General features: G+C 58.0%; 8 protein-coding genes. 7 read left to right on the top strand and 1 reads right to left on the bottom strand.

Going from position 1 to position 12,522, the window contains the following annotated elements; genetic code table 11:
• Positions 1-46 precede the first annotated feature (46 nt).
• From AC5SEM_RS19380 to AC5SEM_RS19370, 3 genes are read left to right on the top strand one after another with little or no spacing between them, the layout of a single operon-like run.
• Positions 47-1,153, top strand: coding sequence for a GGDEF domain-containing protein (locus AC5SEM_RS19380; protein ID WP_077574313.1), 1,107 nt, complete (start codon positions 47-49; stop codon positions 1,151-1,153).
• Positions 1,146-2,081 carry an iron-sulfur-binding ferredoxin reductase gene (locus tag AC5SEM_RS19375; protein ID WP_495471060.1) on the top strand — a complete coding sequence of 312 codons (936 nt, stop codon included), beginning with the start codon at positions 1,146-1,148 and terminating at the stop codon, positions 2,079-2,081. Before AC5SEM_RS19380 ends, AC5SEM_RS19375 begins: the two co-directional genes overlap by 8 nt.
• A gap of 29 nt (positions 2,082-2,110) precedes the next feature.
• On the top strand, positions 2,111-2,860 hold the full coding sequence (locus tag AC5SEM_RS19370; protein ID WP_495471059.1) for an enoyl-CoA hydratase-related protein: 750 nt from the start codon (positions 2,111-2,113) through the stop codon (positions 2,858-2,860).
• Positions 2,861-3,039: 179 nt separating this feature from the next.
• Here AC5SEM_RS19370 and pyk read toward each other — a convergent pair whose 3' ends face one another.
• Entirely contained in the window at positions 3,040-4,491 is a 1,452-nt protein-coding gene (pyk, locus tag AC5SEM_RS19365; RefSeq protein WP_077574310.1) for a pyruvate kinase, read from the bottom strand.
• A gap of 170 nt (positions 4,492-4,661) precedes the next feature.
• On the opposite strand from pyk, the gene AC5SEM_RS19360 reads away from it, so the two are divergent.
• The 4 genes from AC5SEM_RS19360 to AC5SEM_RS19345 all read left to right on the top strand — a co-directional run bounded on the left by AC5SEM_RS19360 (position 4,662) and on the right by AC5SEM_RS19345 (position 12,517).
• Positions 4,662-5,048 (top strand): tetratricopeptide repeat protein, encoded by a 387-nt coding sequence (locus AC5SEM_RS19360; protein ID WP_007951249.1) that lies wholly within the window; start codon positions 4,662-4,664, stop codon positions 5,046-5,048.
• A 231-nt stretch (positions 5,049-5,279) separates the two neighbouring features.
• Positions 5,280-5,639 carry a PilZ domain-containing protein gene (locus tag AC5SEM_RS19355; protein WP_454562907.1) on the top strand — a complete coding sequence of 120 codons (360 nt, stop codon included), beginning with the start codon at positions 5,280-5,282 and terminating at the stop codon, positions 5,637-5,639.
• 320 nt (positions 5,640-5,959) lie between these two features.
• Entirely contained in the window at positions 5,960-8,719 is a 2,760-nt protein-coding gene (locus AC5SEM_RS19350; protein ID WP_495471058.1) for an Ig-like domain-containing protein, read from the top strand.
• 132 nt (positions 8,720-8,851) lie between these two features.
• Complete coding sequence (locus tag AC5SEM_RS19345) at positions 8,852-12,517, top strand: Tc toxin subunit A (RefSeq protein WP_495471057.1); 3,666 nt, start codon at positions 8,852-8,854, stop codon at positions 12,515-12,517.
• Positions 12,518-12,522 lie beyond the last annotated feature (5 nt).

The following is a 12,522-nucleotide window of genomic DNA, read 5'->3' as shown; positions in this document are numbered from 1 at the left end:
AGAGTAGGACACTCGGTCAGCCTCTTATCGCACGGTGAGTCAACGATTGACCCATAACGCCATTCAACGTCTTTTGCTCAAACGCTTTGCCCTCGCTGCGGCCACCTATGGATTGGCTTTGCTGCTGCTGTGGCTGGCGTTTTTCACCGGACATTACGCCCAGCCTGTCAGCTCGGTGGCCATCGGCAGTGCGCTGGTGGTGATCAGTCAGTCGGTGCTGTTCGCGCTGTTCTGGAGCGGGCGCAACCTGCGCTTTGCCGACCCCAGCCTGACCGAAGCACAGGTGCTGATCGGCCTCGGCTGGCAGACCTGGCTGATCGCCCATCTGGATGAAGCCCGTGGCGCCTTTCTGGTTTTCTACGTGCTGATCCTGCTGTTCGGTCTGTTCCATCTCAGTCGACGGGCGTTCATCCGCTGTGCTTTGCTGGTGTTCTTCAGTTTCTGTGCAATCACGCTGTGGGACGGTTACCACTTCCGCTTGCGCGAGCCAGCGCTCGCAGCCTTGCAGGTGTGCATTCTGGCGATGGTGCTGGCGTGGCTGGTGCTTTACGCACGCTTCGTCCAGGTGTCGCGACAACGCCAGCGCCAGCGCCGGTTTGCCTTGCAGGCGCATCAGGACACCCTGCGCGGGATGATGCGTCAGCTCGAAGATCTGGTCGCCACCGATGAATTGACCGGACTGTTCAATCGTCGACATTTTCTGCGCCTGGCCACGCGAGAGCTGAATGAAATGGACGAGGATGTCGTGCACGGTCTGGCACTGATCGACCTCGACCACTTCAAACGCATCAATGACCTGCACGGCCACGCCGCCGGCGATCAGGTGTTGCAGGCCTTCGCCGGCGTCGCTCAGGCGTGTCTGCGCGACGGCGATGTACTGGCGCGTTATGGTGGTGAGGAATTCGTCGTGCTGTTGCCCGATTGCGATGCCGAACGGCTGACCGCGTGCTGTGAGCGTCTGCGCATCGCCTTCACCGACGTTGAACTGGTCGGCCTGAATGTGCGCAATCTCAGTCTCTCGGCCGGCATGACCCTGCTGGCATTGGGCGATGATCTGGACGACGCCTTGCAGCGCGCCGATCAGGCGCTGTATCGGGCCAAGCGTGACGGGCGCAATCGGTGTGCGGCCGCGTGGGAGAACGTTGATGCCTGAACTTCGCGTCGGTGAGCGACAATGGTCAGTGGCAGCGGGCAGCAACCTGCTCGATGCCCTCAATCAGAATGGCGTGGCCGTGCCTTACAGTTGCCGCGCCGGCAGTTGCCATGCCTGTCTGGTGCAATGCGTGCAGGGCCTGCCCGCCGACAATCGCCCGGACGCCTTGAGCGCCGAACAGCGTCAGCAAGGCTGGCGTCTGGCCTGTCAGTGTCAGGTTGTCGAAGACTTGCAGGTGCACACTTTCGACCCGATCACCGACGGTCGCCCGGCAGTGGTCGAGGCGCTGGACTGGCTCAGCGACAGCGTCCTGCGCTTGCGTCTGACCCCGCAGCGGCCGTTGCGCTACAGCGCCGGGCAACATCTGGTGCTGTGGATCGATCACATCGCCCGGCCGTATTCGCTGGCGAGCCTGCCGGAAGAAGATCGTTTTCTCGAATTCCACCTCGATTGCCGCCAGCCCGGCGAGTTCAGCGACGCCGCGCGGCGCTTGCAGATCGGCGACTCTATCCGCCTCGGTGAACTGCGTGGCGGCGCCTTGCATTACGACCCGGACTGGCACAACCGGCCGCTATGGCTGCTGGCCGCCGGTACCGGTCTAGGCCCGTTGTTCGGCGTGCTGCGCGAAGCCTTGCGTCAGGATCACCAAGGCGCGATCCGCGTCATTCACGTGGCTCATGACGATCGCGAGCACTATTTGGCCAAACCCCTTGCCGCACTGGCCGCACAACGGGAAAACCTCACTGTCGAGCTGTGGACAGCGGCCGAGTCAGCCGCCGCTTTGGCGCAACTGCGCCTTGTTTCCCGGCAAACCCTGGCCTTAGTCTGCGGCTCGACGGCCAGCGTCGACGCCTTCGCCCGACGTCTGTACCTGGCCGGATTGCCGCGCAACCAACTGCTGGCCGACGTATTTTTGAGCCGTGGTTGAGCGCTGAATTTTCAGACGCGAGACACGCCATGACTGATGCCATCCTGCTGGAACGCGAACGCGGTTTGCTGACCCTGCGCCTCAACCGCCCGGACAAGAAAAACGCCCTGACCCGCGCCATGTACAGCCGCCTCGCCGAAGCGCTGAAGCAGGCCGATGGCGATCCTGAGATCAACGCCGTGCTGATCACCGGCAGCGCCGAGTGCTTCACCGCCGGCAACGACATCGCTGACTTTATCCAGCAACCGCCGAGCGACCTCGACAGCCCGGTGTTTCACTTCATGCTCAACCTGCTCGAATGCCGCAAGCCGGTAATAGCTGCTGTGGCCGGCGCGGCGGTGGGCATTGGCACCACGTTGTTGCTGCATTGCGATCTGGTCTATGTCAGCCGTGATGCGCGATTGCGCATGCCGTTCGTCAATCTTGGATTGTGTCCGGAATTCGGCTCCAGCCTGATCCTGCCGCGTTTGCTTGGGCAGGCCAAAGCGGCGGAGCTTCTGTTGTTGGGCGAAGGCTTTAGCGGTGAACAGGCTGCGCAGTGGGGGATTGCCACCGAGGCGTTGGGCAGTGGTGATGCGGCGTTGCGCAAGGCACGGGAAGTGGCATTGCGTTTTGAAGAGTTGCCGGCGGAAGCTGTTCGTATCAGCAAGCAATTGATGAAAGCCCCGGATCGCGAGTTGATTCGTAAGGTGATCGAGGAGGAGGGCGCATTGTTCACTCAAAGACTGCGCTCGCCAGAAGCAATGGCGGCGTTGACCGGTTTTATCAAACGGCATTGAGATATTTGTTGTATGGATTGACGCCATCGCGAGCAAGCTCACTCCTACATTTGAAATGCGTACCCCTGTAGGAGTGAGCCTGCTCGCGATGGCGTCGGATCAGTCGACACATCTCCTGGATCAGACAACAAAAAGCCCCGGCACTCACATGCCGGGGCTCTTGTTTTTCAGCGCGTCACTCAGACCTGCGGATCACCCACGTGCAGGATCTTCATGCCGTTGGTGCCGCCGGTGGTGTGGTAGCTGTCGCCCTTGGTCAGGATGACCCAGTCGCCTTTTTCCACAACGCCGCGCTTGACCAGTTCGTCGATCGCTTTCTGGCTGACTTCGTGCGGTTCCAGCGAAGCCGGGTCGAACGGTACGGTGTACACGCCCCGGAACATGGCTGCGCGCGCCTGAGTTTCACGGTGCGGCGAGAACGCATAGATCGGCACCGAAGAACGGATGCGCGACATGATCAGCGGGGTGTAGCCACTTTCGGTCAGGGCGATGATCGCTTTGACGCCCGGGAAGTGGTTGGCGGTGTACATGGTCGCCAGCGCGATGCTTTCGTCGCAGCGGGTGAATTCCTTGCCGATACGGTGGCTGGAGGTTTTACCGGTCGGGTGCTTTTCAGCGCCGACGCAGATGCGCGCCATCGCTTGAACCGCTTCCAGCGGGTACAGACCGGCAGCGGATTCAGCAGACAGCATCACGGCGTCGGTGTAGTCGAGCACGGCGTTGGCCACGTCGGACACTTCGGCGCGGGTCGGCATCGGGTTCTGGATCATCGACTCCATCATCTGGGTCGCGACGATCACCGCCTTGTTGTGGCGGCGTGCGTGCAGAATGATTTTCTTCTGAATGCCCACCAGCTCGGCGTCGCCGATTTCCACACCCAAGTCACCACGGGCAACCATCACCGCGTCGGAAGCCTTGATCAGGCCATCGAGGGTTTCGTCGTCGGCCACGGCTTCAGCGCGTTCGATCTTCGCTACCAGCCAGGCGGTGCCGCCGGCTTCGTCGCGCAGTTGACGGGCGTATTCCATGTCGGCAGCGTCACGCGGGAAGGACACCGCGAGGTAGTCGACTTCCATTTCGGCGGCGAGCTTGATGTCGGCCTTGTCTTTTTCAGTCAGGGCCGGTGCGGTCAGGCCGCCACCGCGACGGTTGATGCCTTTGTGGTCGGACAGCGGGCCGCCGATGGTCACGGTGCAATGCAGTTCGGTGGCGGTGGCGGTATCCACGCGCATTACCACGCGGCCGTCGTCGAGCAGCAGCTCGTCGCCCACGCCGCAGTCCTTGACCAGGTCCGGGTAGTCGATGCCGACCACTTGCTGGTTGCCTTCGGTCAACGGATGGCTGGTGGAGAAGGTGAACTGGTCACCGATCTTCAGCTCGATCTTCTTGTTGGCGAATTTGGCGATACGGATTTTCGGGCCTTGCAGGTCACCGAGCAGGGCGACGAAGCGGCCGTGTTTGGCAGCGAGGTCACGCACCAGCTTCGCGCGAGCCTTGTGCTCGTCGGGGGTGCCGTGGGAGAAGTTCAGACGGGCAACGTCCAGACCAGCCAGAATCAGCTGTTCGAGAACTTCCGGCGAGTTACTGGCCGGGCCAAGGGTAGCGACGATTTTGGTACGACGGACGGACATGCAAAGACTCCTGAGTTCAAGCGCTAGCGAAGGCTACTATGCTCTTGGGGTGTAGTCATTGTTCGAATGCACTACTTATTGTTTTCTTTATTGAACACGACGATTGGCGCAAACACTTCTGAAGATTTCTCGGCAAGGGTCGATAAAGAGCACAAGACAGGAGAACCCTCATGCGATTCGTACCCATTGCCGCCCTTGCCCTCAGCGTCCTCGCCGTGACGGGCTGCACCCGTTGGTCGATGAACCATCATTTGAACAACGCCTACAGCGCCTATGATCGCGGCAATTGCGAGCAGGTCATGCTCGAGCTGTCCAAGGTCGAACGCGCCAGCCGTGCCCGCCCGTATGTATGGCCGGAAGTGTCGATGATGCGCGGCCAGTGCCTGGAACGGCAGAAAATGTTTGTCGACGCGGCGCAGACCTACCAGTTCATCATCGCCTCGTACCCCAACAGCGAATACGCCTACCGCGCCCGCGCGCGTCTGGAAACCTTGCAGAGCCTGGGCCACTACCCGACGCGCAGCGCCGCTGCGGTGGTGCGCCCGACTCGTTTCTGATGACAGTTGTCATACAAAATCTGGCCGCTTGTACAGGCTGAGCTATAGTCGAGTAACCCGGGTTTGGAGCTGAATCTGTAAACCCGGAGCAACACCTGCGACTGGCAAGTGGTCAGGTGACGGCGACTTGGTGACCGTCACACCGGAAGCGGGGAGAGCGGGCCCGCGACACAGGCACGTTCCGAAGCAAAGGTGCGGCTCTGTCATGGAGCCTTGCATGGCGAACTGCGCATGTTTACCGACCGCCGGATCGAACGGCACCAGTTGCCGTACTTCCTCAGAGTGTTCAACAGCGTTACCGACAAGCCCATCGGTTTTCTCGGCAATGTCTCCGCAGACGGGCTGATGCTGATCAGCCAGTTGCCGATGATGATCGGGGTGGACTTCCAGTTACGCCTGAAAATCCCCGCCAGCGATGGCTGCCAGCAAGTCATCGACTTCACCGCGTGTTGCGTGTGGTGCCATGAAGACGCCACGCCGCTGCATTACGACGCCGGCTTCATCGTGCAGCGCCCCCCGCCGGAATTCGGCCAACTGGTGCAGGCGTTGCAGCAGTACTTCAGTTTTCAGCCGATGCCGGCTTCGGCCTGATTCAAAACCGCTAAAAGCTTTGCGAGCAGGTTCGTTCTCACCTGCGATCTGTGGCGTACACAAAGCCTGTGGGAGCGGGCTTGCCCGCGAAAGCGTTCTTACCCACACACCGAAATTGACGGTCAGGTTGGGTCAATTACCCCCTCGTTATTCCGGCTTTTTCTCTAGCAACGGCGCACTTTTGATCGACTGATCGTTCGCTGCCGGTTTGCTTTTTGCAAGGTGCTACCGTTCGTCGGGACTGTCAGATTTTACAGGTAGGAATAATCCGACTGCTGTGGCTTTCTGTCTTTCTTTGTCACTGTATCCGAAGGTGATGCATGAACGACGATACCCACCATGCTCCTCAGGCAGCCACTTTAATTATTGATGAGCCAGCGGACGGATCGGAGATTGATTTCAGAAGCAATACCATTTCAGGTAGGGGGCTGATCAACAATGAGACGGTTTACATCCAAATCATTGGGCCTCTTGTTACTCTGAATTTCGAGGTGTCTGCCAAGGGCGGGGTCTGGAGTTTTACCCTGCCACACTTCATGCCCACTGGCAAAAACCGGGTTACGGCGCGCAGCTCAATTTTTGAGGTGACGAATTACTTCACTGCTACTCAGCCTCCGCCAAGGATTGCTCCTCAAGAAGGTACGGGAGTCGAGGTTAACGGAACCGGCGTATGGGGTACCAGCATACTGTTACACGGCCAGGATTCGGATGGACAGGGCGCGTTCGGGACTGCTGTTGTGGGCACTGATGGCAAGTGGACTCCCGAGTGGCTCGAAGGGTTTGAACCCCAAGAGCGGGAATATGTATACGTAGCATGGAGTCGTTTTTTCATCGACGATAAAGCATTCCTCTCCGATAAATCTGACCCCGAAACCTACGCGCCGGGCATTCGCAAGCCGATAATCACTTTCCCGGTCATTGAGTTGCAGGAGTGTCATTTCTTACTGTCAGGTATCGACGGCGTCGTGGGCGCAATTCTTTATATCTATAAAGATTTGACGTTGGAAAAACTGGGTGAGACTGCCGTCACGGCGACTGATTGGTGCTTGTCTGTGACGCTCGAGCCTGGACCGGCTTCACTTGTCGCAATTCAGGTATTGAACGATAAACCGTCCGGGAGAAGCGCAACCCGCTCGTTCCGAATCCGCCCTCCCAAACTGGAAAAACCTGAGGTCACCTTTTTCCCGGATACAAGCTTGAAGTTCTCCGGCCGCGGCCATTTCGATCAAAGCCTCTCGACCGAAATCCAGTTCTCTGCCAGCAACGGCTCGCTGCCTTTGCCTCCCAACACCCGCGTCGATGGGCAAGGCGAGTGGGAAACGGCCCCGGTTGTCTTGCCTCTGGGCAGCCACGATGTGACGGTGATTCAACAAATCGCCGACAACGCCAATGGCTGGATCGAATCGCTGGCTCTTGATTTCAAAGTCCACAACGACATGCCGAATATCACCAAGGCGAGCTACAGCAAGGAGTATCGACCCGTCTTCAGCGGCGAAGGTTACTCAGGCGCTACCGTCTCGCTCAGAGATCCCGATACACACGAGGTTGCGCGAAGTGTAGGGGTCGTGAACGGCCAATGGTCGACGCCAGCATTGGAGGAGTGGGGGCCAACCGACAAACGACAAGTGCTGATTACCCAGCGTCTGGGAGACCACTCCTCGCAATGTCCTTTCATCCTGTACGTCACGATTCCACCGCTGGCGCCAGGCCTGGATGATCCTTCCGAGGAAGGGCTGGAGCCTGAATTCAGCGGCACTTGCTTGCCGGGCGCCACGGTGAGCATCACGTTCAGCGACGATACCGAGACGTATGTGGCGACTGTGACGGCCACCATCTGGACGTTTCAGCGACCAACCCCGTTCGAGGCGAATATCGAACATACCGTGGAGGTCACGCAAACAATCCTCGATCTCCCTTCAAAGCCGGCTTCGAAAACCTTCACTGTCCACAGAGTCATATTGCAACCGCGCATTGTCGCGCCGGTATCCGGTTCAGAAGTTGGGTACGACGTCATCATTGAAGGTGATGACGGCATGCAGGGCGCGGTGATGCAATTGCATGACAGCCAGATGGGAGGAGAGTTGGGTGCTCCGCTCGAATTGCTTAAGGAGGGCAAATGGTCGATCGAACTACGTGATCTGGAGCTGAGGCATTATTTCCTCCACGCGCAACAGATACTCAACGGGCAAGAGTCGACCAACAGCGATGAGCACGAACTCAAGGTGGTGGTGCCGCCGCCTCGATTCACGACGCCGATCCCTGGCGGGAAAGCGCCGCGCACCTCGAAGATTGCTGGCACTGGCCGACCTGGCGCGCGGGTGGAGGTCTGGCTGCAAGGCGCTACTGAGCCATTGCTGACGGATATCCTGGTGAACGCGTTAGGCGACTGGGAAGCCGAAGTGAGTTTGCCTGTGGGAATCACAATCATCTGGGCCTTTCAGACATTCGTCCTCAATGGCATTGCGCAGCGTTCTCAACCCAATGAGCGTCTGCGTTACAAAGTCGTGCCGGCGGCTGCGATTATCGAAACCCCGACTGCCCTTGACCATGTCGGCCTAGAGGTCGAGGTGTCGGGTTTCGCGACGCACGGCGACACCGTGACCGCGACGCTGGGTAGCGACCAGGCAAGTGTCGAGGTGCGGGAAAACCGGACGTGGTCGGTAACGCTGAAGCCTGGGCAAGTCGAGGGCAATCATGAACTGAAAGTTGTGGCGGCCTGCGAAGGGTTTGAATCCGATAGTGCGAAACGCATGGTTCAGCTGGCAACTTATCAGCCCACCATTGAGATACCAGCGCCGGGACGCAGGGTTAGCAACCCGGTGCTGTTTGCCGGCAAGGGCCGTCAAGGCATCGGTGTTCTGGTCGACCCGTTCAACCCGGACAAGATATGGGTAGCGTCGATTCAGGCCGACCCTGACTGGAAAGGTCAGGCTGAGCACGCGCTATCGCTGGGTGGCAACTGGTGTTGCTTCAGGCTGCTGCCAAGTGAAAGCGATCCGATCGGGTCTGACTGGGTTGTCAGCCAACGGTTTGAAGTTGAATCAGCGCCGGCAGATAAAACTGGATTGAAAATCCGATGAGTGGTCATAAAACCTGTCATTTATGACAGTTGGCGATAGCCATTTTCAAGCGCTAAATCCTTATTGAACGCTGGGTCGCCTGACACAACCGTCAGGCAGCCCGGGCCTGTTATCGACTCAAGGAATGTGATCATGGCTGATTCGCTCCGTCCCGCCGCGCAGTTGTTCGTTCAGCTGTTTGGTGAGCAAGCGCCCACCAGGCAAAACCGGCTTTGGAAGCTCTGGACCTACATAGCGGAGGGGGGATCGATTTTCCCTCTGGTCGAAAGGGGTCTTCCGTTCCTGGTCGGCGAGTACGGACTTGAACAGGAAGAGGCCCGGCGTTTCTTGCGCCGGGCCAACAGCCTGGCGACTTATGTGCGGCGCCGGTATATCGAGCATGACGTGCATCGGGACAAAGCCGGCTCGACAGGACCGTCCAGCGGGTTGATGTCACTCGTAGCGGGACCGCAACTGGAGCGGTTATTCGATCTGCAATTGAGAGCCAAATGCCCTCCGGATTCTTTGGAGTCCATATTCGGGCCGGCGGCGTATCTCGTCTTCCTGTACAGCTTGATCCGCGATCTCATCGAATCCGTTGGTGACGACGAACGCAAACTGCCATTGCATGAGCGCCGCACGGATCTGATGGCGTTGACGGTCGACAGTAAAACGGTGAACGCGCCGGAGTCATCGGTCGACGTTATCGTTCGCGTGTTGCAGGCGTTCATTACCGCGAACACAACTGTTCCACTTAAACAGGCATTGATCAAAGCGCGCTATCCCAACAGTCTGCCGTACAACCAGGATTGGAGCTCGGTCGATGGGGTTGCCGGTTTCAACGGTAAATCGGTGGGGGATTTTACCAACATCGTAGACGTGAATTTCCCTAACTTCTTGCACTCCGGATCCCTGACGACGCTAGCCGCTGCCGCCCTGGCTCATGCCTCTCGGCTGGGCCCGTACCAGCAATGGTTGCTGACTGAAAAATACTATAACTCTGAAGATATGTATCAGTTCTATCGGGATAACTTTGGCACCGAAGACCTTGAGTACCTGAATGTCAATCAGGCATCTTTTTTGGCTGCACGTACGAATCTTGTGGCCGAGGAGGTTACCAGGCTTTTTTCGGTCGGTGACTACGCGCCGCGGCGTTCGGCCAATGTGAAATACCCCAGTGAGCCCGACGTCCCGGAAGGCGGTCGATCCGGCTCGGTTTACATCAATGAAAACAGCCACCCTGCTATCGGCTTCACCAACCAGTCAGGGAATAACTTCCATCGGATAATCGTTAATCCCAATAGTCCAAAAGGCTTGAATGTATTTGACCGGTTGAACCGCAAGTTACGCCTGGACAAATGGCTGAATCAGCCCTCTGAGCAGATTGACGCCTTGTTGGTGGCAGCGATCAAGGCCGTAGCGCGCGGTGCCGAAAAGACTGAGGAGTGGGCGATTTCGGTAGACGTGATCCATGCATTGGGTCTGTTTCAGCGACTGCGTGAACGCTACAACTGCACGATAGCGGATTTCGCCGTGTTTCTCGATGAACTGTCACTCTACAGTCACGGTGATGCACTGTCGCAGTTCGATCAGGTCTTCAATAATCAGGGCAATTATCGTGAGCCGCTGAAACTCGACGACACAACGTTTGCGCTGATACCGATATCGGAAAAAGACAATCTTACGGTCAGCCAGCTATGCAGTGGTTTGGACATTGATCTTCAGACCTACCACTACCTGGCGCTGGCGATAGCCCAGGCACATGAGCTTACCGATAATCTGGTACGCAGTTCGGCGGTCATTTCCAGTTTTTACCGTTTGGTAAAACTGCCCCGGCTGTTGAATATCACGCCGGTCGAAGGCGTACTCATGTTGCGAGTGCTGAGTTCGCAGGGGGATGATTCCTGGCTCAACGGGCTGGCAGGCAAACCGCGTATTGTCAGCATAGTGGATGAGGACAGCCGTAAAGAAGACACGGCTGACAGTCCGGGTGTGCTGAGCTTGATCGAAGCCATGCAGTCCTGTGTGCAATGGTGCGAGCAAAGCAACATATCGGTGCTGTGGATGTTGCAACACGTGAGTGCACCACTGCGTCTGAGCGAGTCCTCCCAGCAGGATCAGCAGTTATTCGACAAGATCGGCACCCTCCTGCCCAGCGCGCAGTTATCCAATAATTCTTTTCTCGTGGCCGGTATTCCGTCGGCCGGAGAAAACGACTGGCTGGATTTGCTCTCGATTGACAGTGAGGGGCTGGCGCCGGTTGTCGACGTCAATGGCCTGGTACTGGCCACTGACCTGACGCCGGAAGATTATTTGGACTTCGCCCGCGAGAAGCTCGAATGGGCCGTCAGGAACGGCCTGGACATTGAGGAAACCCAGGTCAGCGTCCTGGCCGGGATCATGCTCGCCGTTCTTCTGCAGGCCAGAGACGCTCAGGTGTCGCTGGTCAGGGAGTCGCTGGCAATCTACGCCGGCATCGAGGGCGAATTGGCCATTCTGGTGCTGAACTGGGTCGATGCTTCGGTGTACCAACTGTTGCGCCAGGTGTATGACCGCACCGCCCTCGAATCGCCAGCGACGGAGCGCAGGCGCGACGAACCTTCAGATCCGTTACTCGAGCTGCTGGCTGTTGTGCGTCAGCGCGCTGAAGTTGTTTCGACACTGGGCTTGAGTGCGGCATTGATCCGGGATTATCTGGGTTATGGATACGAAGCCTGGATTGGCCGTCGAAAAAAAATCGACTCCAGTCAAAAACATGAGTTCTCGGTGCGCATACTTTATGCACTGACCACGCTGACCCGCGCGTTCAGTCTGAGCGAACAGCCGGAGCAGAACTTGCTGGACTATCTGCGTCAGGTCCATTCGCTACCATCCTCTCCCAGCACCGATGCATTACGCGTGGTGCAGCAAGCAGCGGCCATCAAACTGGCTGAATTCTTTGCCTGGAGCGCGCAGGAAGTCAGCGAATGTGTTCGCCATATCGATCCTCAAACCCAAGTGTTGAAAACCCTGGAACAACTGGATCTGCTGATGCGCGTTTACCAGTTGTCGATGCAGACCGGTATGGATGCCCGGACCATTTTGCGGATCGGTACCTTGCCGGAGACGATCGAAGCCAGTGAGGCCTATGCGCAAGCGGCTGAACTGGCTTTGCTCAGTCAGACCCAGAGGCGTGTGCCGGTCTTGCAAATACCGGGTGAACTGAACCAGTTGGTCAGGATGACTTGCACCGTAACGCCTACAGAAGTCTTCGCTGGTAAACCAGACGAGAAAGCGATCATTACGATGACGCTCACCGACGCCCAAGGTGCAGCGTTGAAAGGTGTCCCTGTTGTCTGGCACTCCGAGCTAGGGACCATCAGCTCGGGTATCACCGATACCGAAGGAGTCCTCAAGGCTGAGTATGTTCCGGGCAAAGTCCTGGGCACGGACCGCCTTTATTTTTCCATGAGCCTGCTCGAGCCTAAGTGGGCAGTGAACCTCAACGTCATCGCCGACGCCAACAGCATGACTTTCCCGACCGGGGAAATGTCTCCGGTGCCAACGTCGGTCGTGGCGCTTGGTCAGGAAATCACACTTTTCGCCAAGATGGTGGACCAGTTCGGAAACCTTGGGGCCAAGATGCTGGTGGACTGGGCCTGGGAAGCAGGAACAGATCCCGAAAAAAGGCCAACGTTCCACCCGGCACAGGGTTTCACCAATAAGCAAGGTGTAACCAGTGTTCGTGTTTCCAGCGCTTTCAGCGGTGAATTCGAAATCGGTATACGCAGCCTGGCAAGCGGGCAGGGGGTTGTCTTCGACCCCATCAAGTTTGGGTGACGCAA

The sequence above is a fragment of the Pseudomonas sp. CH61 genome (assembly GCF_059429415.1).
The sequence above is the reverse complement of the archived record's forward strand: the minus strand, read 5'-3'. Positions and strand labels throughout refer to the sequence as shown.